Origin of the sequence: Actinomadura syzygii, assembly GCF_008085905.1 — a bacterium.
GTDB lineage: Bacteria > Actinomycetota > Actinomycetes > Streptosporangiales > Streptosporangiaceae > Spirillospora > Spirillospora syzygii.
In genome coordinates, this window is record NZ_VSFF01000005.1 from 164,271 (window position 1) to 188,624 (window position 24,354).

Annotated in this window: 22 protein-coding genes; 11 read left to right on the plus strand and 11 right to left on the minus strand. The window is 70.5% G+C overall.

Annotated elements, in window-relative coordinates; genetic code table 11:
- Positions 1-13: 13 nt before the first annotated feature.
- From FXF65_RS13300 to FXF65_RS13315, 4 genes are all read right to left on the minus strand, one after another.
- On the minus strand, positions 14-1,324 hold the full coding sequence (locus FXF65_RS13300) for an MFS transporter (RefSeq protein WP_148350230.1): 1,311 nt from the start codon (positions 1,322-1,324) through the stop codon (positions 14-16).
- A 64-nt stretch (positions 1,325-1,388) separates the two neighbouring features.
- Positions 1,389-3,164 carry an ABC transporter substrate-binding protein gene (locus FXF65_RS13305; protein WP_246198554.1) on the minus strand — a complete coding sequence of 592 codons (1,776 nt, stop codon included), beginning with the start codon at positions 3,162-3,164 and terminating at the stop codon, positions 1,389-1,391.
- A 219-nt stretch (positions 3,165-3,383) separates the two neighbouring features.
- Entirely contained in the window at positions 3,384-4,463 is a 1,080-nt protein-coding gene (locus tag FXF65_RS13310; protein WP_148350232.1) for an inositol-3-phosphate synthase, read from the minus strand.
- A gap of 115 nt (positions 4,464-4,578) precedes the next feature.
- Complete coding sequence (locus FXF65_RS13315) at positions 4,579-5,199, minus strand: PadR family transcriptional regulator (protein ID WP_148350234.1); 621 nt, start codon at positions 5,197-5,199, stop codon at positions 4,579-4,581.
- A gap of 1,296 nt (positions 5,200-6,495) precedes the next feature.
- On the opposite strand from FXF65_RS13315, the gene FXF65_RS13320 reads away from it, so the two are divergent.
- The 3 genes from FXF65_RS13320 to FXF65_RS13330 all read left to right on the plus strand — a co-directional run bounded on the left by FXF65_RS13320 (position 6,496) and on the right by FXF65_RS13330 (position 13,574).
- Positions 6,496-9,057, plus strand: coding sequence for a transglycosylase domain-containing protein (locus tag FXF65_RS13320; protein WP_222868545.1), 2,562 nt, complete (start codon positions 6,496-6,498; stop codon positions 9,055-9,057).
- Between the two features lie 239 nt (positions 9,058-9,296).
- On the plus strand, positions 9,297-12,017 hold the full coding sequence (locus FXF65_RS13325) for a transglycosylase domain-containing protein (protein WP_246198558.1): 2,721 nt from the start codon (positions 9,297-9,299) through the stop codon (positions 12,015-12,017).
- Between the two features lie 111 nt (positions 12,018-12,128).
- A complete protein-coding gene (locus tag FXF65_RS13330) occupies positions 12,129-13,574 on the plus strand; it encodes a glycosyltransferase family 87 protein (protein ID WP_246198573.1) in 1,446 nt (481 codons plus the stop codon).
- 8 nt (positions 13,575-13,582) lie between these two features.
- On the opposite strand, the gene FXF65_RS13335 is transcribed toward FXF65_RS13330, so the two are convergent.
- The gene (locus FXF65_RS13335) at positions 13,583-14,515 is read right to left on the minus strand and encodes a MerR family transcriptional regulator (RefSeq protein ID WP_148350238.1); all 933 of its coding nucleotides are present in this window, start codon (positions 14,513-14,515) and stop codon (positions 13,583-13,585) included.
- 63 nt (positions 14,516-14,578) lie between these two features.
- Between FXF65_RS13335 and FXF65_RS13340 the strand changes: the two genes are divergently transcribed.
- On the plus strand, positions 14,579-15,496 hold the full coding sequence (locus FXF65_RS13340) for a phosphotransferase family protein (protein WP_148350239.1): 918 nt from the start codon (positions 14,579-14,581) through the stop codon (positions 15,494-15,496).
- 55 nt (positions 15,497-15,551) lie between these two features.
- Here FXF65_RS13340 and FXF65_RS13345 read toward each other — a convergent pair whose 3' ends face one another.
- Positions 15,552-16,037: a hypothetical protein gene (locus FXF65_RS13345; protein WP_148350241.1), complete on the minus strand. Its 486-nt coding sequence runs from the start codon at positions 16,035-16,037 to the stop codon at positions 15,552-15,554.
- A gap of 334 nt (positions 16,038-16,371) precedes the next feature.
- Here FXF65_RS13345 and FXF65_RS13350 point away from each other — a divergent pair, with 334 nt between their 5' ends.
- Positions 16,372-16,842, plus strand: a complete 471-nt coding sequence (locus FXF65_RS13350) for a barstar family protein (RefSeq protein WP_148350243.1) — start codon at positions 16,372-16,374, stop codon at positions 16,840-16,842.
- A 175-nt stretch (positions 16,843-17,017) separates the two neighbouring features.
- On the opposite strand, the gene FXF65_RS13355 is transcribed toward FXF65_RS13350, so the two are convergent.
- The 3 genes from FXF65_RS13355 to FXF65_RS13365 all read right to left on the minus strand — a co-directional run bounded on the left by FXF65_RS13355 (position 17,018) and on the right by FXF65_RS13365 (position 18,803).
- A complete protein-coding gene (locus FXF65_RS13355; RefSeq protein WP_148350245.1) occupies positions 17,018-17,398 on the minus strand; it encodes a DUF4190 domain-containing protein in 381 nt (126 codons plus the stop codon).
- Between the two features lie 184 nt (positions 17,399-17,582).
- Complete coding sequence (locus FXF65_RS13360; protein ID WP_148350246.1) at positions 17,583-18,350, minus strand: deoxyribonuclease IV; 768 nt, start codon at positions 18,348-18,350, stop codon at positions 17,583-17,585.
- 129 nt (positions 18,351-18,479) lie between these two features.
- Positions 18,480-18,803 carry a hypothetical protein gene (locus FXF65_RS13365; RefSeq protein ID WP_148350247.1) on the minus strand — a complete coding sequence of 108 codons (324 nt, stop codon included), beginning with the start codon at positions 18,801-18,803 and terminating at the stop codon, positions 18,480-18,482.
- A 223-nt stretch (positions 18,804-19,026) separates the two neighbouring features.
- On the opposite strand from FXF65_RS13365, the gene FXF65_RS43710 reads away from it, so the two are divergent.
- The 6 genes from FXF65_RS43710 to FXF65_RS13390 all read left to right on the plus strand — a co-directional run bounded on the left by FXF65_RS43710 (position 19,027) and on the right by FXF65_RS13390 (position 22,576).
- Positions 19,027-19,203, plus strand: a complete 177-nt coding sequence (locus FXF65_RS43710; protein WP_187412310.1) for a hypothetical protein — start codon at positions 19,027-19,029, stop codon at positions 19,201-19,203.
- 234 nt (positions 19,204-19,437) lie between these two features.
- Positions 19,438-19,728 carry a 30S ribosomal protein S6 gene (rpsF, locus tag FXF65_RS13370; RefSeq protein WP_067905293.1) on the plus strand — a complete coding sequence of 97 codons (291 nt, stop codon included), beginning with the start codon at positions 19,438-19,440 and terminating at the stop codon, positions 19,726-19,728.
- Positions 19,729-19,765: 37 nt separating this feature from the next.
- On the plus strand, positions 19,766-20,371 hold the full coding sequence (locus tag FXF65_RS13375) for a single-stranded DNA-binding protein (protein ID WP_148350248.1): 606 nt from the start codon (positions 19,766-19,768) through the stop codon (positions 20,369-20,371).
- Between the two features lie 151 nt (positions 20,372-20,522).
- Positions 20,523-20,759, plus strand: a complete 237-nt coding sequence (gene rpsR, locus FXF65_RS13380; RefSeq protein ID WP_019631633.1) for a 30S ribosomal protein S18 — start codon at positions 20,523-20,525, stop codon at positions 20,757-20,759.
- Between the two features lie 16 nt (positions 20,760-20,775).
- Positions 20,776-21,222, plus strand: a complete 447-nt coding sequence (gene rplI / locus FXF65_RS13385) for a 50S ribosomal protein L9 (RefSeq protein ID WP_148350249.1) — start codon at positions 20,776-20,778, stop codon at positions 21,220-21,222.
- Positions 21,223-21,784: 562 nt separating this feature from the next.
- A complete protein-coding gene (locus FXF65_RS13390) occupies positions 21,785-22,576 on the plus strand; it encodes a peptidoglycan recognition protein family protein (RefSeq protein ID WP_148350250.1) in 792 nt (263 codons plus the stop codon).
- Positions 22,577-22,590: 14 nt separating this feature from the next.
- On the opposite strand, the gene FXF65_RS13395 is transcribed toward FXF65_RS13390, so the two are convergent.
- Together FXF65_RS13395 and FXF65_RS13400 are read right to left on the minus strand one after the other, a co-directional pair.
- Complete coding sequence (locus tag FXF65_RS13395; RefSeq protein WP_052357975.1) at positions 22,591-22,779, minus strand: hypothetical protein; 189 nt, start codon at positions 22,777-22,779, stop codon at positions 22,591-22,593.
- 115 nt (positions 22,780-22,894) lie between these two features.
- Positions 22,895-24,223 carry an MATE family efflux transporter gene (locus FXF65_RS13400; RefSeq protein ID WP_148350251.1) on the minus strand — a complete coding sequence of 443 codons (1,329 nt, stop codon included), beginning with the start codon at positions 24,221-24,223 and terminating at the stop codon, positions 22,895-22,897.
- Positions 24,224-24,354 lie beyond the last annotated feature (131 nt).

Consider the following 24,354-nt stretch of genomic DNA (forward strand, 5'->3'; position numbering starts at 1 on the left):
CCGACAGAACTGGCTAACGGAGTGCGTGGGCCGGGCTGCGGGCGGCCGCCGTTCGGTAGACGACCGCGCCCGCCGCGTACGCGGCGATCACGGCGAGGAGGGTGAGCCCGGCGCTGCCGTCCGAGGGCAGCCAGATCGCCGCCGCCGCTGCCGCCGCCGCGAACATGGCGTTGAACAGCATGTCGTAGAGGGCGAACACGCGCCCCCGGTAGGCGTCGTCGATCGTCTCCTGGAGCGTCGTGTCGACGCACAGCTTCACGCCCTGGGACACGACGCCCAGCACGAACGACGCGGCCGCCCACGAGCGCTCCGCGAACGGCATGCCCAGCGCGAGCAGGCTCAGCGCGGCCAGTCCGAGCAGCCACGCCACCCACGCCTGCTTGCTGATCCGCCGCACCACCGGCGGGGTGATCAGCGCCGCCGCGAAGTATCCGGCGCCGGACACGCCGAGCATCACCGCGAACTTCGCGAGCCCCTCGTCCGGGTCGTCGGCGAAGCTGTTCCGGCACAGCAGCAGCGTCATGATCAGGACGATCCCGTACAGGAACCGGTGGAAGGAGATCGCGCCGAGCGCCAGCGCCGCCTGCGGACGCCGGGCGATGTGCCGGGCGCCGTCGACTAGGCCGTCCACGACGGTGCCGAGCGCCTCGACCGTCCGCGGCGCCTCGCCGCGCGGCGTGCCCGGCGGCGCGTCCTCGGCCGGGTGCGGGCCGAGCAGCGCCCGCGGCAGGGTCGTCGCCATCAGCCCGGCGGCGAGGAACAGCGCCGCCGCCGCGACGAGGATCAGCGCCGTCCCGCCGTCCTCGGAGCCGAAGGACCGGCGCAGCAGGTAGCCGATGCCGCCGCCGACGAACGCGATGATCGTCCCGGACGTCACCGAGAACGCGTTCGCCGTGACCAGATGGTCGCGCCGCACCACGTGCGGCAGCGCCGCCGACAGCGCGGACAGGAAGAACCGGTTCACGCCCAGCACCACGAGGACCCCGGCGAAGAAGCCGAGGCCCTCCCGCCCGGCGGCGGCGAGCGCCGCGACGAGCAGGACGAGGACAGCCCGCAGTATCGGCGCCCATACGAGGATCTGTCGCCGCCGCCACCGGTCGATGAACACGCCCGCGAACGGGCCGAGCGCCGAGTAGGGCAGCAGCGTCACGGCGAACGCGGCCGCCGCCTTCGCCGCCGTCGTCTGCCGCTCCGGCGAGAAGAACACGTAGCCCGCGAGCGAAACCTGGAAGAGGCCGTCCGTCAACTGCGAGGCGAGTCGCGTCGCGTACAGCCGCCGGAAGTCCCGCCCGCGCAGAATTCCCGGCAGATCCCCAGCCTTCACCTGATCACTGTACCCAGTGGTCCCGCGTCCATCGGTCGCCGGTGAAAACCCGTAAACGCGGAGGTCAGGACGTGAGCCAGAGGCGTGTGTAGTCGTAGGTCGCGGTGGTGGGGAGGAAGAGCGCCCCGTGGACGCGGGACGATCGGAAAAGGGTCTGCGAACGATCGAGCAGCGGGACGATCGCCGCGTCCTCCATGATCTGCTGGTCGGCCTGCTGCCAGCGGCCCGCCGCCACCGCCGTGTCCGGAGCGGTCAGCGCGGCGTCGATGAGGGCGTTGACCTGCGGATTGTCGTAGCCGCCGTAGTTGGTGGAGTTCTGCCCGTAGGCGCGCCCGTCGAACAGCGGCTGGATGATCGAGCGGCCGTTGTTGCCGTACCAGTCGGGCGTCCAGCCGGGGGCGGCGATGTCCCATTCGCCCGCGCGCGCCTTGGCGGGGGTGGCGATCGTCCCGGCGTAGAAGGAGCCGCCCGTGTCGGGGGTGAGTTCGGTCTTCACCCCGCAGGAGTCGAGGTTCTCCGCGATCGACTGGGCGATGAGCTTGTGGACGCTGTTCGTCCGATACGGGAATTTCAGCGTCAAGCCGGTACGTCCGGCCTGGCCGAGCAACTGGCGGCATTTCGCCGGATCACCGGATTCGTTGGGCGTCGGATAGTGGTCGACGGCCGCGTACCCCGAGTTGCCCGGCGGGATCACCGTGTGCAGCGGCCGCGCCACCGACGGACCGCCGACGATCTTGATGAGCGCGCTCCGGTCGACCGCGAACTCCAGGGCGCGCCGGACCGCGCGGTCGCCGAGCGCGCCGCGGTTGTTGGGGCTGTGCGTGTTGAACACCAGGTAGGGGCTGTTGCTCGGCGTCTCCATGATCGCGAAGCGGGTGTCGTTGCGGAGCCGGGGGATCGCCGACGTCGGCACGGGCTGGTCCCAGGCGAGGTCGGAGACCCCCTGCTCGATCTGCTGCTGGACGGTCTCCGCCGAGTCCTGCCCGAGGGTGATCTGGATCTTCGCGACATGCCGTTCGCGCAGCGGGTCGGCCGCGGCCCGCCACGCCGGGTTCCGGGTGAGCAGGTACGACAATCCGGGCCGGTACTCGGCGATCTGGTACGGGCCGTCCGAGATCGTGTTGCGCCGCAGATCCGGGCCGTCCGGGACGTACCGGTCGTACTCCTGCGGCGCGGCGGCGGTGTACGGGAGCGCGAGCAGGTTGAGGAAGTCGCTCGCCGGACGGTTCAGCCGGAACACGAGCGTCCGGTCGTCCTTCGCGCGGACGCCCTCGATGTCGTGGTCGCGCTGGTAGGCGGCCATCGCGCCGGGGGCCTTCGGGTCGACGGCGGAGAAGCCGCGGCAGTACCCGGCCATGCCCTTGATCGTGGAGACGAAGTACCCCGTGCCCGCGGACGGCGACGCCGGGTTGCACAGCCGCTCGAACCCGCGGACGAAGTCGTGCGCGGTCACCGCCCGCGCCGGCCGCGTGTTCCACCGCACGCCCGTCCGCAGCCGGACCGTGTAGGTGCGCCGGTCCTTGCCGAGGTCGCCGTTCTCGCGGGTGGGGACGCGCTGGGCGACGTCCGGCCGGACGGGGATCGTCTCCCGGAAGTCGTTGGAGGCGCGCGTCCCGAACAGCGTCCGCGCGAACACGCGGGCGAGCCCGTACGCGCCGACGCTGGCGACGGCGGCGGGGTCGAGGTGCTCGACGTCCGACGAGCCGACGATCTTCAGCGTGCCGCCGTCGCGGGGCCGCCCGGTGGCGGCGGCGCCCTCGCCGCCGCCGGTGCACCCGGCCAGCCCGAGGACGAGCCCCGCCAGGCCCGCCGACACCTTGATCATCTCGCGTGCCGTCACGTTCTCACCTCAAGACTCGGAGCTTGGCGCGCAGTAACCGGCGGTGTCACAGTAGGGCCAGAGCGTGACAAAGGGCCGGTACATCACCGTTTTCTCTCCAGAAGTAAGGACGCCCTGACAGCGGATGTCCACTGTCAGGGCGCCCCTTGGGAGAGTTGTGACGAGCCGCGCGGCCCCGTCTCCCCGTGCTTTGAGGTGCTTCGCCGTAGTTGGCGGCGTTTAGCGCTCGACCTCGCCGCGGATGAACTTCTCCACCGCGTCGTGCGCCTGGTCGTCGTTGTACTGCTCCGGCGGCGACTTCATGAAGTAGGAGGACGCCGACAGGATCGGTCCGCCGATCCCCCGGTCCTTCGCGATCTTCGCGGCGCGCACCGCGTCGATGATCACACCGGCGGAGTTGGGGGAGTCCCAGACCTCCAGCTTGTACTCCAGGTTGAGGGGCGTGTCGCCGAACGACCTGCCCTCCAGCCGGACGTAGGCCCACTTGCGGTCGTCCAGCCACGGCACGTGGTCGGACGGGCCGATGTGCACGTCCGCCTTCGCCATCTCGTGCGGGATCTGGGACGTGACCGACTGCGTCTTGGAGATCTTCTTGGACTGGAGGCGCTTGCGCTCCAGCATGTTCATGAAGTCCATGTTGCCGCCGAAGTTGAGCTGGTACGTGCGCAGCAGCTCGACCCCGCGGTCCTCGAAGAGGCGGGCCATCACGCGGTGCGTGATGGTCGCGCCGACCTGGGACTTGATGTCGTCGCCCACGATCGGGACGCCCGCGTCGGTGAACTTCTGCGCCCACTCCGGGTCGCTCGCGATGAACACCGGCAGCGCGTTCACGAACGCGACCTTGGCGTCGATCGCGCACTGGGCGTAGAAGCGGTCGGCGTCCTCGGACCCGACGGGCAGGTACGAGACCAGCACGTCGACCTCGGCGTCCTTGAGGGCCTGGACGACGTCGACCGGCTCGGCGTCGGACTCCTCGACCATGTCGAGGTAGTACTCGCCGAGACCGTCGAAGGTGTGCCCGCGCTGGACGGTCACCCCGGTCGGCGGGACGTCGGCGAACTTGATGGTGTTGTTCTCGCTGGCGTGGATGGCCTCGGACAGGTCCATCCCGACCTTCTTGGCGTCCACGTCGAACGCCGCGACGAACTCCACGTCGCCGACGTGGTATTCGCCGAACTGGACGTGCATCAGGCCGGGCACTCGCGTGTCGGGGGCCGCGTCCTTGTAGAACTCGACACCCTGGACGAGCGAAGAGGCGCAGTTGCCCACACCCACGATGGCCACGCGCACCGAACCCATCCGGTTGCTCCTTCTCTTTTGCGGTTGCGATCCTCGCCCGCCCCGATAGGGCGAACGCCACCTCTGTGCGGGGGGCCTGAGGTGGGGTTCACCCGTCCCCCAGGCGGGGCCTTCGTCAGCGGCCCCTGTCCCGAGGCTTGTCCTGTTTGTTTTCGTAACGTCTGGCTTGCTGTTCCTGCTCGGCCCGCTCCCGCCCGATGAGCTCGTTGAGCCACCTGACCTCGCGTTCGACCGACTCCAGCCCGTGGTGCTGCAGCTCCAGGGTGTAGGAGTCGACCCGCTCGCGGGTCCGGGCGAGGGCGGCGCGGACGCTCTCCAGGCGCTCCTCCAGCCGGCTGCGCCGGCCTTCGAGGATCCGCAGCCGGACGTCGGCGCGGGTGTGCGAGAAGAAGGCGAAGTGCACGCCGAACCCCTCGTCCTCCCACGACGCCGGACCGGCCTCGGTCAGGAGCCGCTGGAGGCGCTCCTTGCCGTCCGCGGTGAGCTTGTAGACGATCTTCGACCGGCGGCTCTGCAGCGCCAGCGGCGTGCCGGGCTCCTCCGGCCGGTCCTCGACGATCAGCCCGTCCGCGAGGAGCTGCTTGAGACACGGATAGAGAGATCCGTACGAGAAGGCCCGGAACATGCCGAGCAGGACGTTGAGCCGCTTGCGCAACTCGTAGCCGTGCATGGGGGACTCGTGCAGCAGGCCGAGCACGGCGAGTTCCAGCACGCCCGCGCCCTTCCTCGCCGCCATCGTCCACCTCCCGCGGAGACCGACCGTCTCGTACCGATATCTCGAACCGATGTATCGAGTGAATGTATCGACTCGATACATCGACAAGATACGTAGCGATGGCCGTCCTGGCAAGTGGGGAACCGACGGCGGTCCGTCCGGTGAACGTTCGAGGCCGTCGGCATACCTCACGGCGCAGAGCGAATACGGCGAATTCAGGGTGTATGTGGCGGAAGTGTGTCAAAGTTGCGCGTGAAACCCTGGCCCCGCCGCCGGTCCCGGCCGCGGGGCGCCGCCCCGAACGGTGCCGGACAAGAAGGAGGAACAGCCCGGCCGGACCCCCTACGGCAAGGGCGCTGACCAGCCAGGACGCACCTTCGCCGTGCACGCGCTCCCCCCGCTCACCAGCCCGCGCAGTACTCTCGGACGGCGCACGAGCCGCACCATCGCCGTGGGATCGCCCCGGCCCTATGGCAGCAATCGTTGTCCCCCTGTTGATGAGGTCGCGTGAGTAATCCAAGCCAGCCCCGACCGGAACCCGGGTCGCAGTGGCCGGGCGGGCAGCACAGTCCCCGTCCCGGCGAATCCGGCGACCCTGGACAGCCGGGGGCCGACGAGAACCCCGCGCCGGGCACGCCGTCCGGGCAGGACAGCCCGGGCTTCATGGGGGGCCACGCCGTCCCCACCGACCCCGCCCCGACCGCGCCCGGCCCCGCCGTCCCCCCGGAAGCCACGCCGGGCGGCCCCGCGAGCAGTTGGTCCCCGACGCCCCCCGGCGTCCCGGGCGCCGCGTCCCCGATGGGTTCACCGGGCCCGCTGGACGGCCCGAGCATCCTCGGCGGCGGGCCGAGCGCGAGCTCACCGAGCACACCGAGCGGACCAGGCGCCTCTCCTGGCATGGGCGGCTTGGTCGGACCGGGCCCGCTGAGCGGCCCGGCTGGGTTTGGTGCCCAGAGTGGTCCGAGTGCTCCCGGTGGGCCCGGCATGCCGAGCGGTCCCGGTGGGGCTGGTCCGCAGGGGCCTAACGGGCCTTTGTTGCCGGACGGGCCTGCTGGTCCTGGTGCGGGCAATGCTTTCCGGACGGGTGGACCTCGTCCGTTGGAGGGACCGGCTGGCCCGGGCAATCCTCTTGGGATGGGGTCGTTTGGTGGCCCCGGCAGCTCTCCCGGTGGTCCCGGCGGTGTTCCCATGGGAGCGCCCGGTGGTCCCGGTGGTCCCGGTGGTCCCGGTGGTCCCGGTGGGCTTGGTCCAGGGGTGCCTATGGGGCCGCCGCCGGGTGGGCCGCGCGTCCCGGGCAGGCACAGTGCGGGTGCCGGAATGGGCATGGGCCCCGGAATGGCCGGGGCCGGTGGCGCGGCGTTCGGAACGACCGGCAACGGCGTCCGGGAGAAGCTGACCGAGCTCGGCAAGCGCGGGCAGGAACTCGGGACGAAGGTCACCGCGAGGTTCCGCAGCACGGGCACGCGCGCGGCGCCCCGCTCCGGCGGACCAGGCGGCCCCGGACGTCCAGGCGGCCCGAATGGACCAGGCGGCCCAGGCCCAGGCGGTCCGGGCGGACCCGGTGGACCGGGCGGGCCTGGACGACCCCCGACGCCCAACAAGAAGATGTCGTTCTTCGACCACCTGCGCTCCCGTGGCACAGGCTGGCGTCGTTTCATTCCGTCCTGGAAGCTCGTCGCCGGTGTCTGCGGTCTCGGCATCGCGGGGTTCATCACGCTGATCTGGGTGGCGTACGCGAACACGCCGACCCCGGCCGAGCCCACCGTCGCGGGCGTCGAGGACCAGGCGTCGATCTTCTACTACACCGATCGCACCGAGATCGGCCGGATCGGCAAGAAGCGGCAGAGCGTCGAGCTGAAGCAGATCCCGCCGCACGTCCAGAACGCGGTGCTGGCGGCGGAGAACCGTAACTTCCGCACCGACCCGGGTTTCTCGGTCAAGGGCACGACCCGCGCCGTGTGGGACAACCTGACCGGCGGATCGGGCGGCGGGTCCACGATCACGCAGCAGTTGGCGAAGAACTACTACTCCGACCCGAACAACCGCACGATGACCCGGAAGTTCAAGGAGCTGTTCATCTCGCTGAAGCTTGAGGACAAGCACTCCAAGGACGACATCCTCAAGCTCTACCTCAACACCATCTACTTCGGTCGCGACACGTACGGCATCCAGGCGGCGTCCCGCGAGTACTTCGGGACGGACGTGTGGAAGCTGCGTCCAGACCAGGCGGCGGTCCTCGGCGGCATCATCCAGAACCCCAACCGCGACCCGGGCGACAAGGGAAACCTGGCCTGGGTGACCGGGCGCTACCAGTACACGCTCAAGGGCATGGTCTCGATGGGCAAGCTCAGCCAGGCCGACGCGGACAAGTACCTGCAGAAGCTGCCCAAAATCAACAAGGCGGGTACGAGCGACCAGCTCTACGGCGGACAGCGCGGCTACATGCTGATGCGCGCCAAGGAAGAGCTCCGCCGGATGGGCATCGACAACAAGGAGCTGACGACCAAGGGCCTGCGCGTCTACACGACGTTCGACCGCAGGCGGATGGCGATGGCGAAGCAGGCGGCGGAGCACACCGTCCCGCAGGTGAATCCGGGCAAGCTCGCCAGGAAGAAGATCCGCGTCGGGCTTGTGTCGGTGAACTCGGCGAACGGTGAGGTCATCGCCTTCTACGGCGGGCCCAACTACCTCTCCCAGGCGTTCGACAACGTGTGGCAGGGGTCGGCGCAGGCGGGGTCGGCGATGAAGCCGTACGTGCTCGCGACCGCGCTGAAACAGAACTACAGCCTCAAGAGCCTGGTCGAGGGACGCTCGAAGATCCCGATTGACCCGAACGGCAACGTCGTGCCGGAGAACGACCCGACCGGCACGAAGGTCCCGAACAGCCACAACGTGGGCCCCGCGGTCAACCTCATCACGGCCACCAAGGACTCGGTGAACACCGCGTTCATCCAGCTCATGGGCAAGGTCGGGATCGAGGAGGTCATCAAGACCGAGACCGACGCCGGGATCTCGCCCGACCTGCTCAAGCCGCACAAGTGCTGCCTGAACCTCGCGCTCGGCGTCAACAACATCCGGCCGATCGAGCAGGCCGCGGGCTACGCGGTGTTCGCCAACGGCGGCACCTACTACCAGCCGCACGTGATCCGTGTCGTGAAGGAGCAGGACAACAAGACGACCCGGCTGCAGCCGAAGTACGAGCGGCACCGCGTCTTCACCCCGAAGGTCGCCGCGGACGCCACCTACGCGATGCAGCAGGTCATCCGCGGCGGTACGGCGACCGCCGCCGCGCTTCCGGACGGACGCCAGGCCGCGGGCAAGACCGGCACGACCGACCGGAACGTCTCGTCCTGGTTCGTCGGGTACGTACCGCAGGTCTCCACGGCCGTCACCCTCTACAACGACTCGATCGGTCCGGACAAGCAGAAACGGTCGGTGATCCTGCCGGGGATCGGCGAGGTGCAGGGCGGCACGATCCCCGCCCGCATCTGGCGGTCCTACATGTCGAACGCGCTGCAGGGCGTGCCGCAGGAGGCGTTCCCGCAGCCGGCGTGGGGCGGGATCGTGCAGAAGTGGGCGAAGCCGCCGGAGAAGAAGAAGGACGACCGTCCGCCGTGGTGCAACAGCCCGATCGGCAAGTACGACCCGCGCTGCCAGGGCGACGGTGAGGGCGGCGACGGCGAGGGCGACAAGCCGCCCTGCCAGTCGCCGTTCCCGGACGGAAACTGCGATCCGAACAAGCCGCCGAGCATTCCGCCGCCCCGCTGGTGGTGCCAGTTCCACCAGGGCGACCCCGTCTGCCGCATGCGCGGACGCGGCGCGCAGCCGAACTCGACGGTCGTCGTGCCGCTGCTGCCCCTGGCGAGGCCGCCCGAATGATGGTGAACCGTGTCGGCGTCCCGTCCGAACCGTCTCGTGGAGGCGGTGTGTGACATGACGCATCTTCACGAGTCGCCGCACGTCGGCGGGTGTGACCGGGCGCCTACGGAGCGCCGGGGCCCGACGAGCCTTGACACGTCGGCCCCCGCGCCTCCGGGTGCGCAGTACTCTCGGACGACGCAAAGCCTGACGAGGCACAGCCTGACGACGCACAGCCGTATCCCAGTTGATGAGGTCGCGTGAGTAACCGAAGCCGATACGGACCGGAGTACGGAGACGAGCCTGGCCGGCGGGGCGCCCCCCGTACCGGCGGTTCGGGCGCGCCCGCCGGTGCGCCGCGCGGCGGGTCGTCCGGCATGCCGGGCCGCGGCCCGCGCACGGGCGGCAGACCGGGCGGACGAGGCGGCGGCCCCGCGCGGGTCGGCGGCGGCGGCCGCAGACGCGGCGCGCCCGCGCCGATGCGCTCCGGTCCGGGCGGACGTCCCGGCGCCCCGGGCGGCCCCGGTGGTCCGGGCGGCCCCGGCGGTCCCGGCGGCCCGGGAGGCGGCGGCGGATACGGACGTCCCGGCGGCGGTCCAGGCGGACCCGGCGGCCCTGGCGGTCCCGGTGGTCCAGGCGGTCCGGGAGGCGGCGGCGACGACGGCTTCTGGGGCGACGACAGCGGTGGCGGCGGCCGCGGCCTGAGCGGGCTGCGCGGCCGGGGAGGCCGCCGCGCGAAGCCGACGGACGGCCAGGAGAAGAAGACGGGCTGGCGGCGGTACGTCCCGTCCTGGAAGATCGTGGTCGCGGTCGCCGCGGTGACGATCCTCGGGCTGGCGGCGCTCGTCATCGTCGCCTACCAGAACACCCCGATGCCGACGGAGGCGCAGCAGGCCGCGACCCGCCAGGAGTCGGTGATCACCTACAAGGACGGCTCCACGCTCGCCCGGATCGGCACGCACCGCGAGGAGATCCCGCTCAGCAAGGTGCCGAAGCACGTCCAGGACGCGGTGCTCGCCGCCGAGGACCGCAACTTCTGGCACGAGCCGGGCATCTCGCCGACGGGCATCGCCGGCGCGATGTTCCGGGCGGCGACGGGCGGCGAGGTCGCGGGCGCGTCCACCCTCACGCAGCAGCTCGCGCGCAACTACTGGGCGGGCCTCAGCCAGGAGCGCACGGTCAGCCGGAAGTTCAAGGAGATCCTCATCTCGGTCCGCATGGGCAAGGAGATGAAGAAGGAGAAGATCCTCGAGCTGTACCTGAACACGGTCGCGTTCGGCCGCGGCTCGTACGGCATCCAGGCGGCGTCCCGCGCCTACTTCCACAAGCCGGTCGACAAGATCAACGAGTCCGAGGCGGCGATGCTCGCCGCGATGATCCAGCGTCCGGAGTACTTCAAGACGTTCGGCTCGGAGTCCGACCCGGCGAAGCAGGCGCTGATCGCCCGCTGGAACTACGTCCTGAACGGGATGGTCGAGAAGAAGTGGCTCGACCCGGGCAAGCGCGCGGCGGCGAAGTTCCCGCAGACCCAGAAGCGGTGGAGCGACGCCCCGAACGACCCGAACGCCGGCTACCTCCAGGACCGCGTCCTCCGCGAGCTGGAGCAGCTCGGCATCGACAAGCCGGCGCTTGAGACCGGCGGCCTGAAGATCACGACGACGTTCGACAAGGGTCTGCAGGACTACACGAACAAGGCCGTCGCGCAGATCAAGAGGCAGAACGGGCTCGGCAAGGACATCCAGTTCGGGCTCGCGTCCATCGACCCGAAGACGGGCGGCGTGGTCGCCGCCTACGGCGGTCCGAACTACGCCGTGCAGCAGTTCGACAACTCGTTCCAGGGCAAGGTGCAGCCGGGGTCGTCGTTCAAGCCGATCGTGCTCGCGACGGCGCTGGACCAGGGCGTCAGTCTGAAGACGACGATGGACGGCGGCTACAAGCGGACGATCAACGGCGCGACGTTCACCAACGACAGCCGGTCTGAGAACGGCGTCTACAACCTCAAGCAGATGACGGCGATGTCGATCAACACGGCGTACGTGGAGCTGGGGCAGAAGGTCCAGTTGACGAACGTCATCGACATGGCCAAGAAGATGGGCGTCCCGAAGGACACCGAGGGCCTCAACCCGACCTACACCTCCCTCCCGCTCGGCGTCATCGACACGACGCCGGTGACGATGGCGTCGGTGTACTCGACGTTCGCCGCGAACGGCGAGCACCGCGCCGCGCACGTCATCACGAAGATCACCGACAACCGCGGCCACCCCGTCAAGAACAGGTTCGGCAAGTCCCTGGAGAAGCTCCCGTGGCAGAAGCCCGAGCGGGTGTTCTCCGAGGGGGTCGCGCGGGACGCCACGTCCGCGATGCAGGCGGTCGTCACGGACGGCACCGGTACGCGGGCGCGCCTCGGCGCCCGTCCGGTCGCGGGCAAGACCGGCACCACGGACGAGAACAAGTCCGCGTGGTTCGTCGGCTACACGCCGGAGCTCGTGACGTCGTCGGCGATGTGGCGGCAGGTCAAGAACAAGCGCGAGTCGCTGGTGGGCGTCGGGAACTACAGCCAGGTCTACGGTGGTACCGTCCCCGCCGACCTGTTCAAGGTGTTCATGACGAAGGCGCTGGAGGGCCAGGAGATCAGCCCCTTCCAGCCGCCGGTGAACGGCGGGCAGGTCGCCCCGTGGGCGAAGCCGCTGCCGACGCCGACCACGTCGACCACGCCGACCCCGACGACGACGCCGAAGTGCCGTCCGGGCCAGCCGAACCCGCCGCAGGGCTGCGAGCCGCAGACCCCGGACCCGACCGGGACGCCGACCAGCCCCGGCTCGGACGACGTGCCCTGCAACGAGTACAACTACGACCTGCACATCGGCTGCAACCCGAACATCCCGCCGCCCGGCGACAAGTCCTGGTGGTGCGCGAAACCCGAGCACCGGCAGGACCAGGCGTGCCGCAAGGAGGATCCGCCGAACCCGAACGGCAACTGACCACGACGGTCGCGCCAGGACGGCCCGGAGCCCGCGACGGCTCCGGGCCGTCCTCGCGTCCAAGGGCCGTGCTGTGTCCGGGAGTCGTGATGACCAATAGTCTTACTGTCCATGTCGTCGTCTTCTGAGAGGGTCGGGATGGCCGCCGCCGACACGGGCAGCGACATGCCGGACGAGCCCGGCCGGCTCGCCCGCCTCGCGCCGGTGCTGACCGGCGTCACCGCGCTGACCTGCCTGCTCGGCTGGCTGCAGAAGCAGCCGTGCGCGTCCGCGCGGTTCGACTTCATCAAGACGACGACGAACGCCTGCTACACCGACGTCTACCCGCTGTACTACGTGCGCGGGCTGAACGACGGCAAGGTCCCCTATTTCGACTCGTTCGCCGGCTCCGACATCCACCACGTCGAATACCCGGTGCTGAGCGGCGGGTTCATGCAGGTCGTCGCGTGGCTGGTCCGGCCGTTCGGCGGGGACGGGCGCGGGATGGCGTTCTACAACGTCACCGTCCTGCTGCTCGCGGTCCTCGCCGTCGTCGCCGTCCTCGCCACCGCGTACGTCGCCGGGCGCCGCTCGCTGCGGACCGGGCTGATGGTCGCGCTGTCCCCCGCCCTGCTGCTCACGGCCTACATCAACTGGGACCTGCTCGCCGTGGCGCTGTCCGCGCTGGCCGTGGCCGCCTGGTCTGCGCGCCGCCCCGCGCTCGCCGGGACGCTGCTGGGCCTCGCGATCGCCGCGAAGTTCTACCCGCTGCTGTTCCTCGGGCCGCTCGTCCTGCTGTGCGTCCGCGCCGGTCAGTGGCGCGCCATGGGACGGATGCTGGCCGGTACCGCCGCCGGGTGGCTGGCCGTGAACCTGCCCGTCATGATCTTCGCGTGGGACGGCTGGAAGGAGTTCTACACCTTCAGCCAGAAGCGCGGCGTCGACTGGGGCTCGATCTTCTTCTACCTCCAGTCGCACGGGCTGGACGGCGTCACGTCCGACACCGACCGGCTCAACCTGCTCGGCACCGGGACGTTCCTCGTCCTCGCCCTCGGCATCGCGGTGCTCGCGTTCGCCGCGCCGCGCCGTCCGCGCCTGCCGCAGTTGATGTTCCTCGTCCTGGTCGCGTTCATGCTGCCGAACAAGGTCTGGTCGCCGCAGTACGTGCTGTGGCTGCTGCCGCTCGCGGTGCTGGCGCGTCCGAAGCTGCCCGCGTTCGTCGTCTGGCAGCTGGGGGAGATCGCCTACTTCTTCGGGATCTGGTGGTTCCTGCTGTCGGTGTCCGCGCAGACGCCCGGCGCCGACCTGTCCGGCACGCTCTCGGCGGTGCTGAGCTTCGACGCCCCGGCGGGCGGGATCAGCCAGGACGTCTACCACCTGGCGCTGCTCGCCCGGTTCGCGACCGTCCTCGCGCTGGCGGCGCTGGTGGTGCTGGACGTGCTGCGCCCGTCCGGCGACCTCGTCCGGTCGGACGGCTCGGACGACCCGGCGGGCGGCGTCCTCGACGGCGCCCCGGACGTGTTCGCACTGGGACGCAGGCGCGGCGCGCATCACGCCCGCGTCCCCGTGACTCCTTGACCTCTCCGCTATTCGCGCTGGCTGAGCGCCTCGGCGAACCACTCGAACGCGGGCGTCAGCGTCGGCGGGACGGGCCAGCCGTTGATCGTGGCGAGGAGCTGCCAGTACCGCTCCGTGCGCCGGTCGTTGCCCGCCGCCAACCGCGTGAGCAGGCCGCGCCGGAATCCCGCGCCGTCCTCCTGGCCGGACGCGGCGGCGAAGGCTCCGGCCAACTCGTCCACGATGGGACGGGCGGCGTCGGAGCCGGGCGCGATCCCGTCCGCGATGGCGGCGTTCGCCTTCTCCCCGGTCAGCTTGGCGAGCCGCTGCGGATTCTCCGGGACGGCGCCGTTCGCGACGTCGTCCGCCTGGAACTCCGCCATCCGCCTGACCGCCGTGCGGAAGCCCGGGTCGCCGACCAGTTCGGCCAGCTCGACCCAGGCGTCCACCTGCTCGGGCTCCGGGTCGTCGGGCAGTTCCGGCAGCGCGGCCCGCATCTTCGCCGCGAAGTCGGGGTTCAGGTCGAGTCCGGCGAACGCCTCGTCGACGAAGTCGGTGATGATCCGGCGCCGCTCCTCGTCGGACAGCCGGGCGAGCTTGTGCATGAGTTCGACCTCCTCTGGACTGGATCCACGTTTCGCGACCGCGCGCAGTACGGCCCGGCGGAGCCGGAGCGTGCGGATCTGCACGTCCAGCGCCTCCGCGTGCGCCGCCGCGACCTCCGGCACGCCGACCTCCCGATCCAGCACCCGCCGGATCGTGCCGAGGTCGACGCCGAGGTCGCGGAGCGTCCGCACCAGGTCGAGGCGCGCGGCGGCCGCGCCGTCGTACAGCCGGTAACCGGCCTCGGTACGACCGGACGGCGGCACCACGCCCGCGTCGGAGTAGAACCGGATCGTCCGCACCGGAAGGCCGGTGCGGCGGGCCAGTTCGCCGATCGTGTAGAGGGCGCCGTCGTCCATGCGGTCCACTTTCGGGGCTCCAGTCAGTGGAGACTCAACCGGACAATCATCGAGGAGTTCGCGGTGTCGAGAAGCGTCGCCCTGCCGGACGGGTGGGAACCGGCGGTCCGCGCGGCGGTCGCCGAGGTCAGGCCGGACCTCGCGGAACGTCCGATGCATCCGCTGGGCGCCGGTTTCGAGAGCGTCGCGCTCCTCTTGGACGCGGGTGGGGGTGCGTATGTGCTCCGTTTCCCGCGCAACGATGACGGGGCCGAGGGAATCGCGTGCGAGACCAGGCTGCTCCCCGAACTGGCCGAATGGCTGGACCTGCCCATTCCCCGGTTCGCGTTCACCGCTCCGAACCCGATGGGGCCCGGGACGTTCTGCTGCTATCCGGTCGTGCCAGGCGAGTCGCTGCCGGAGGACGAATGGCACGCGCGCGGCCTCCTGGACGAGCCGGACCCCGTCCGCCAGATCGCGGACGCGATCGAGGCGATCCATTCCTTTCCGGTGGAGCGTGCGCGACAGCTCGGCGTCCCGGAGGTGGACCTCCGCTCAGAATTCGCCGGAGACCTTGAGCTGGTGCGCGCCGACGTGGCGTCTCTGCTGCCGTCCGCGCAGGCAGGCGCGCTGCTCTCCGCATACGAGGACTACCTGGCCGAGGACGCCAATTTCGACGCCCCTCCCACGCTGACCCACGCCGACATCAGCCTGGACCATTTCCTCATCACCGGGACGCGCGTCACGGGCCTGATCGATTTCGGGGACGTGTGCATCGGCGACCCCGACTACGACCTGTGCTTCCTGTGGCCGGAGACGAACCGCGAATTCGTCCGGCGATTGCAGGACCATCGCGGACGTCCGCTCGACGCGCGTCTGGAGGCCAAACTGCGCTTCTGGACGCTGGCCGACCCGGCGACGGACGTCCTGCACGGAAAAGAGAACGATTTGCCAGATGTCCGCGACGAGGGCCTGCGCCTGCTCAACACGCTTCTCGCGTAAAACACGGTCGTGCACGGCGCTGGGCAGCGCCGTGCACGACCGTGGGTCCGGATTGCTAGTTGGCGCCCCGGGCGGGGTCGGCGACGGTCGGCTCCGTGCCCTCGCGGCGGGCGCGGCGCGCGTCCTGGACGAACTCGCGGGAGAACATCGCGGACAGGGTCGCGATCCCGCCCCGGTGGACGCGGATCTCGCCGTGCCTGATCTCGCCGGTGATCCGGACGCGGCGTCCCGCGCCGTTCTCGCCCGTCCAGTCCTTGACCCGGCCGCGGCCGGGGTAGCTCAGGTCCCAGTGGTCGATGTCGGCGTCCTGCGGGACGAGCAGCTTGACCATCGAGTGGTCGAGGTTGACCTCCACCTCGATGTCGCCGTCCGGGATCTGCGGCGAGCGTAGATCGAGGACGACCATGCCGCGGCGGGCGCGGACCTCGAAGCGGCGTCCGGTCGTCCAGTGGCCGAGCTTCTTGATCGTCCGGTAGTGGGCGTGGACGCGGGCGACGTCGTCGGTCGTCGGGGTGGTTTCGGCGGTGTGCGTGGCGTTCATCTCGGTGTTCCTCTCGGAATCGGGCAACTGCCTCGCTCGAAGAGTCACTCTCTCCATGAGCTTCTCGTTAAACGAGAGATTAGGCAACGGCATGCCCCACTGTCAAGCGCGGCTGCGACGTCTCCGTATCGCCGCAGGTCAGCACATCAATGAAGGCCCGGTCACGATGCTGCTCGACCGTCGCGGACGGGAACGGTCTCCGCTCCCCCGAACGCCAACCGAAATCTCCCGTCTCGGGGGATAGCCCGGCCGATGGTGGGGGATGATCGCGCCCGGCGGCACGGGGTGAACGCCCCAGCTCGCGGAACGGACGCCAGAACTCCCGGGAGAGGACGTGGACGCGAACCAAGCACTGACCGAGCTGCTCGCGGGACGCGTGAAGCCGGGCGTCTACCAGTGGCGAATGCCCCCGGTGCCGGGCGCGATCGGCGACACCGCCTGGACCGAGCGCGCGGAGGACGCGGGCTGGCGCGGCTTCCACCTAGACGGCCGCCACGTCCGCGACGCGGATTCATTCCTACGGCTGTGCGCGGACGCCTTCGAACTTCCCCCGGAGGAGGCCCCGGACGGCTGGGACGCACTCGGCGCCACCCTCGCCGACCTGTCCTGGACGCCGACGAAGAACGGCTATGTCGTCCTGTACGAGTCGTGGTCCGAACTGGCGGACGCCGACCAGCCCGCCTTCCGGACAGTGCTCGACGTGTTCGCGCGAGCCGTCCGGGTGTGGCGCGACTCGTCCACCCCGATGGTCGTGCTCATGTCCAGCGTCGGCGTAGAAGCGGCGGGCGTCCCCCGCCTCGTGTGAAAACGCGCGGTGCGCGCATGATGAGCGGCCTTTGAAGAGTGGCCTCGCGCGCGAAGCCGACGCGATGAAAAGAGCGCGCGGACCAGAGGAAGACCCGAAAAGGAACCCGGCGGCGGGTCTCCCCGCGCCCCCGCCGCGGGTTCCGGTCGACGCCGTGCGGCGTCGGCGTACGCCGTTAGTACGTGGTCGGCTGTGAGGCGAACCAGGCCACACCGAGGATGTACAGCACCCAGAAGATGATCCAGCCCGCGGAGACGAGGTAGCCGAGGATGAGCCCGGTGACGGCCATTCCGTGGCCGCCCTCACCGGTCCGCTTCATCTGGCTCTGCGCGACGTGCCCGAAGATGATCGCGAGGATGGACGTCAGGCCGCAGGCGAAGAAGCCGATGAGCCCGCACACCAGCGACGCGGTCGCCATGCCGTTGGTCGGACGCACGACCGGAACCGGCGACGCTCCGTAGTAGTGGTGCTGCACGGGAGGGGGCTGCTGGGAGTAGTGCTGAGCGTACGGGTCCTGCGAGCCGTAGCCGTAGGGGTCGTACGGAGGCTGTGCCATGTGCTTCCCGATCGGTTCGCGCGCCCGCCGCCGGAGAATCGCGCGTGCGCTGAGGGGCTGGATTCCGGATTATGCCAGTGTGACGCGCCCTTCGGACTTTGTCGTCATGCTGGTCGTCGCGGTGTTAGATGTCGGGAGCGTCCGGCGGGTTCCTGCCTCCGGGAGCGATCTTGGCCCGTGCGCGTCAGAGTTTGGAACGAAGCCAGGAGATGTCCTCGGCCTGGCCCGTGGCCGGGGTCTCCACCACGACGGGCGCGCCCGCCGCCCGCACCACCGCGAGGATCAGCTCCGGATCGATCTTGCCGTTGCCGAGGTTGGCGTGCCGGTCGGCGCCCGAGCCGAAGTCGTCGCGGCTGTCGTTGCAGTGCACGAGGTCGATGCTGCCGGTGATGGCCTTGATCCGGTCGACGGCGTCGACGAGCGCCTCCCCCGCCGCGTGCGCGTGGCAGGTGTCGAGGCAGAAGCCGAGCTTGGACTCGAGCCCGGGGACGCCGGACAGCACGTCCCACAACCGCGCGATCCGGTCGAACTTGCGCGCCATCGCGTTGCCGCCGCCGGCGGTGTTCTCGATGTAGACCGGAATCGGACACTCGACCCGCTCGAACACCTTGCGCCAGTTCTCGAAGCCCATCTCGGGGTCGTCGTCCTTCAGCACGTGCCCGCCGTGCACGATCAGCGCCTTGGCGCCGATGGACGCGGCCGCCTCCAGCTGCTGCGTCAGGTTCTTCCGGCTCGGGATGCGGATCCGGTTGTTGGACGTCGCCACGTTGATCGTGTACGGAGCGTGCACGTACACGTCCACGCCGGAACCCGCCAGCGCCTCGACGCCTTCCGGCAGGACGGGCTTCTTCCACCCCTGCGGGTCGCCCAGGAAGAACTGGACGACGTCGGCGCCCACCGCGCGGGCGTTGTCGAGCGGGTCGGTCTGGTCGACGTGGGCTCCGATACGCATGCCCCGAGCCTATCCGCGCCCCCGACAACCCACCCCACCAAACCAACTCCCGCCTGCCGCCTGCCGCCTGCCGCCTGTCGAGCGCGTCGGGTCACACCAGGTGTCGGATCGGCGGCGGGGGTGCGGTCGTCAGACCGTGAAGCCGCCGTGGCTCAGTGCGAACGCGACGCCGAGGAACGAGGTGACCATGCCGATGACGTTCAGCCAGCGTTCGTTCGTCGTGGCGGAGATGAGTTGGGAATACAGCGCGATGGGAAGGCCGATCACTCCCGCGATGGCGCCGGGGAGATGTGTCTGGGGGATCCAGCCCATGATGAGCGCGGCGATGCCGACCGTGACGGCGACCACGGCGAGGACGGCCTGGAGCCGGTGCGGCTCGACCTCCGTGCCGGTCGCCGGCCGCCGTTCCGCGCCCGTCGCGTGCCGCTCCGCGCCCGCTGCCTCCTGCGGCATCGGAACCCTCCTCGGGTCATGGCGCCCGCGCGTGAAAGGGCATATGCCACGCACGGGACCGGACGGACCATGCCCTTAAAGGGGTTCCCAACGAGCCCGCTGATCAACCGGCGGGGGCGGGCGGAAAATGTCGGCGGGACGCGGTACGGTCGAACAAGGATTCGAACACCGGCTCGGTCCGGCCCTCCGAGGGGAAGCGGAGGGAGGAGGCAGGAGGTGCACCGTGGTGACGAAAGCGGAGTTGGGGCTCATCGGCGACGCGGAGCTCGTCGAGGAGCTGTCGCTGCTGACGACCCAGACCGCCCGCATGCGCGCCCGCATGGCCGACATCATGGCCGAACTGGAACGGCGGCGCTGCGCCCGGCCGGCCCGTCCGGCCCGCCCGAGAGCGACCAGGTGAGCTCCCGGCCACCAACCGGCGTCCTCGATGTGGGGGTGGGGCGGTTGTGTCCGCTGGGCTGGGGGTTCGTTCCGGCAAGCGGCTCGTACATGCCCCATCGTTGGTAACCTGTATCGGTCTCGCGGCTGGCGCGCCCGGCGATCCGGGGTCCGGCGCCGCCGCGGGGGACGCAGTAAGCCCTCCTGTCACGGAGAGACCGTGACCGCATCAGTCCAGAGGAGGTAGGGACACAGCATGCGTCGTTACGAACTCATGGCCATTCTCGACCCCGCCATCGACGAGCGCACCGCCAACACCGCGCTCGACCCGTTCCTGAAGGTCGTCAAGGACGGCGGCGGCAGCGTGGAGAAGGTCGACGTCTGGGGCCGCCGGCGCCTGGCGTACGACATCCAGAAGAAGTCCGAAGGCATCTACGCGGTTATCGACCTTTCGGCCGAGCCTGCCACGGTCAAGGAGCTCGACCGGCAGCTCAACCTGAGCGAGTCGATCCTCCGCACCAAGGTCATCCGCCCCGAGGTCCACTGAGCCCGGCTCAGTCCTCACACCAGCCGGAGCGAGCCCCATGGCAGGCGACACCGTAATCACGATCGTCGGGAACCTCGTCGAGGACCCGAATCTCCGTTTCACCCCGAGCGGCCAGGCGGTCGCGTCCTTCCGCCTCGCGTCGACCCCGCGGTTCTTCGACCGCCAGGCCGGCGACTGGAAGGACGGCGAGGCCCTGTTCCTGACCTGCAACGTCTGGCGGCAGGCCGCCGAGAACGTGGCCGAGACCCTGCAGCGCGGCATGCGGGTGATCGTGCAGGGACGCCTCAAGCAGCGGTCGTACGAGACCCGCGAGGGTGAGAAGCGCACCGTCTTCGAGGTCGAGGTCGACGAGGTCGGCCCGTCGCTCCGCAACGCCACCGCCAAGGTCAACAAGACCCAGCGGCAGGGTGGCGGCGGCGGGTTCGGCGGCGGCGGCCAGGGCGGCGGCGGCCAGGGCGGCGGCGGAGGCTTCGGCGGCGGCGGCCAGCAGGGCGGCGGCGGTGGCGGTTTCGGAGGCGGCGGCCAGCAGCAGGGCGGCGGTTTCGGAGGCGGCCAGCAGCAGGGCGGCGGCGCCCCGGCCGACGACCCCTGGGCCACCAGCGGCGGTGGCGGCGGGGGCTTCTCCGACGACCCGCCCTTCTAACCGGCCTCTCACCGGGCCTCGCGCCTCCAGCCGGGTTCCCGTGCTGGACGGTCCGTCCGCCGAGGGCGGTCCGTCGCTCCGGCGATGACCAGTAAGAAACGAGTACACGTCCATTCCCGCGTGAGCGGGGCTCTCCCAAAGGAGCACCACGATGGCGAAGCCACCTCCCCGCAAGCCGAAGAAGAAGGTTTGCGTTTTCTGCCAGGAGAAGATCTCCTACGTCGACTACAAGGACACCGGTCTGCTGCGGAAGTTCATCTCCGACCGCGGCAAGATCCGTGCCCGTCGGGTGACCGGTAACTGCACCCAGCACCAGCGGGACGTCGCCACGGCGATCAAGAACGCCCGCGAGATGGCGCTGCTGCCGTACACCAGCACCGCGCGCTGAGGCAGGAGGAACGATCATGAAGCTCATCCTGACCCAGCAGGTCTCCGGGCTCGGCGAGCCCGGTGACGTCATCGACGTCCGCGACGGCTACGGCCGCAACTACCTCGTTCCCCGCGGGTTCGCCATCCGGTGGACGCGCGGCGCCGAGCGCCAGATCGACTCCATCAAGAAGGCGCGTTCGGCCCGCGAGATCGCGACCGTCGAGCACGCCAAGGAAGTCGCCGACCAGCTCAAGTCGCTCCGCGTGACGCTGCGCACCCGCGCCGGCAGCGGCGGCCGCCTGTTCGGCGCCGTGACCGCCGCCGACATCGCCACCGCGGTCCGCGACGCGCACGGTCCCGACCTGGACCGCCGCCGCATCGAGATCGGCAACCCGATCAAGACCGTCGGCACCCACCGGGTCAGCGTCCGGCTGCACTCCGACGTCAGCGCCTCGATCGACGTGAACGTCATCGAAGCCTGACCGGCACCACCACCGACCGGCCCCCGCCGCCCCAGGGCGACGGGGGCCGCTCGCTTCCCACCGAGAACCTGCGGGAAGGGCGCTGTCGCCCAACCTGCGGGGAGGGCGCTGATGCCGACGTGCGGGAAGGGCGCTGTTGCCAAGCTGCGGGGAGGGCGCTGATGCCGACCTGCGGGACGGGCGCTGGTGCCGTCCTGTGAGAGGGGCGCTGGTGCCGCGCGGCCGGGACGGGAAGCGGGGGCCGGATGGGACGCGGCCCTCTTCGGGAAGGGCGCTGGTGCCCCGCGCGGCCGGGACGGGAAGCGGGCGCCGGATGGGACTCGGCCCTCTTGGCGACGGGGGTCGGCGCGGGCCGGTAGGGGGATGGAATTTCTTGGGCAAGGGTGGGGCATTGGCGGGCCACGCTGGGGTTTCAGGCTTGGGGTTTCATGTGAAACGTCCGTGAACCGCCCGGTGTTTCGGGGGGCGACAGACCGGTCATCACGTTCCGTGATCATGGAAGCGCGGGGCGAGGGGAGTGGCTGTGGTCGCCTGTTCGGGCAATTCCGCGGATGACTGGCCGGTGACGCGCCGGTCGGTCATCGGGGGCGTGGTGGGCGCCGGGCTGCTGGAGGTGCTGTCGCTGGGGCTGCCCGTCCAGAACGCGGCCTTGGCCGACGATCCTCCGCTCTGGGGGCCCGCGGACGGCGACCGCTTCACGGCGGACGCCCCGCGCGTCTACACCCGCGCGCAGTGGAAGGCGCGTCCGGCGCGGCGTCCGGCGAAGGTGCTGAACCGGCGGCCGGACCACATCATCATCCACCACACGGCCACGGCGAATTCGAGGGACACCTCCCTCGCGCACGCTTTCGCGCTGTCGCGGTTCATCCAGTCGTTCCACATGAACAGGAACGGGTGGGACGACTCCGGGCAGCAGCTCACCATCAGCCGGGGCGGCATCGTGATGGAGGGCCGCAACCGCAGCCTGAAGGCCGTCCGGGCGCGGGACCTCGCGGTCGGCGCGCAGGTGCTGCACCACAACTCGCACACGATCGGGATCGAGAACGAGGGCACGTACTCCAGCAGGGCCGTCCCGCGACGCCTGTGGCACTCGCTGGTGGAAGTGTGCGTGTGGCTCTGCCGCACGTACGACCTGGAACCGCGCAAGGCGATCGTCGGGCATCGCGACCTCAACCAGACGGCCTGCCCGGGGGACGCCCTGTACGCGAGGTTGCCGGCGTTGCGCAGGTCCGTGTCGGCGCGTCTCGGCGGCTCGCCCGATCAGGAGCCCGCGGATGAGTCTCAGCAGGGACCGGAGCACTCCACGGACGATTCCGGGTTCCCCGTCCTGCCGTCGATCGACGACCTGACCTGAGCGGCCGCCGGGCATCAGGTCTCCGGGGTCGTGTAGCGGGTTCGGCGGCGGGCGATCTCCGGGTCGATGCCCTCGACCAGCGACCAGATGCCCGCCACCCGTTCCACCAGGGTCTCGGGGGGCAGCCCGGCCAGGCCCTCCGCCGCCAGGTCGTCGATCGCCTGCGTCAGCCGGGCCATCCGCTCGCCGTGTGTGGAACACATGTTCGAATAGTAGCGAGTGTGGCGGCCGGTGCGGATGCGGTTCGCGGAAATTCGGCTGCGGACCACCCCGGGCGGACGCGCCGGACGAGCCGGCCGCGCCGGGTGAACGCGCTGGTCAGCGGACGGCGCCGGTCACCAGCCAGCGGTCGCCGCGGGCGCGGAGGCCGAGGGTGATCATGCGGGTGAGCATCCACAGGCCGATCGCCGTCCAGAGCCCGATGAGGCCCGCGTCCGCCCGGTAGAGGACGAGCGCCGCGGGCAGGAACACGGCCGTCGCGATCAGCGTCGTCAGGGCGAGGTAGGCGCCGTCCCCGGCTCCGATCAGGATCCCGTCGAGGACGAAGACCACGCCCGCCACCGGTTGCAGCACCGCCACCACCAGCAGCGACGCGAGCAGCAGGTCGCGGACGCCGCCGTCCGAGGTGAACAGGTCGGGCAGCCACGGCCGGACGGCGACGATCATCAGCCCGAACGCGACGCCGCAGCCGACGCCCCACGCCACCATCCGCCGCGTGACGGCCCGCGTGGCGCCGATGTCGGACGCGCCCAGGTACCGTCCGGTGATCGCCTGCCCGGCGATCGCGATGGCGTCGAGGGCGAACGCGAGGAGTGTCCAGACCTGGAATCCGACCTGGTAGGCGGCGATCTCCTGGTCGCCCATCCGCGCCGCGACGGACGTCCCGATGATGAGGACGACGCGCAGCGCCGCCGTCCGCACGAGCAGGCCGAAACCCGCAGTGGCGGACGTCCTCAACCCGTCCAGGTCGGGCCGGACGGGAGCGCCGTGCCGCAGCGCCGCCCGCAGCACGACCACCACGTAGACAACGGCGCTGCCCGTCTGGGCGAGCACGGTGCCCCACGCGGACCCGGCGATCCCCCAGTCCAGGACGATCACGAACACCACGTTGAGCAGCAGGTTCACCGAGAATCCGCCGACCGCCACGAGGAGGGGCGTGCGGGTGTCCTGGAGGCCGCGCAGCACGCCCGTCCCGGCGAGGACGATCAGCATCGACGGGATCCCGAACAGGCTCACCCGGAGGTAGGTTTCGGCGAACGGCGCGACGGCTGGCGACGCGCCGAAAGCATCCACGATCAACGGAATCAGCGGCCAGCCGACCACGATCAGCCCGACGCCGATGGCGAGCGCGAGCCACATCCCGTCGATCCCCTGCCGGACGGCGGCCCGCAGATCACCGGCGCCGACCTGCCGCGCCACCCCGGCGGTCGTCCCGTAGGCGAGGAAGACGCACAGGTAGACCAGGGTGTTCAGGGCCTGCCCGGCGACTCCGAGCCCGCCGAGCGGCGCCGTGCCGAGGTGCCCGACGATCGCCGAGTCGGACAGCAGGAACAGGGGTTCGGCGACGAGCGCGCCGAAGGCGGGCACGGCGAGGCGCAGGATCTCGCGGTCGTGCGCGCGCGCGAGCGTTCGCCGGGGGATGGTCACCGCGTCGAGGGTACCAGGCCGTAACTTTCGAAAAAACTTCAAGCCTTACATCGGCCTGGACGGCGAACTAATTTTCCCGCACCGCCGGTGGACGACGTCCATGCAGGTCAACGCGGTAGGAGTGGAAAACT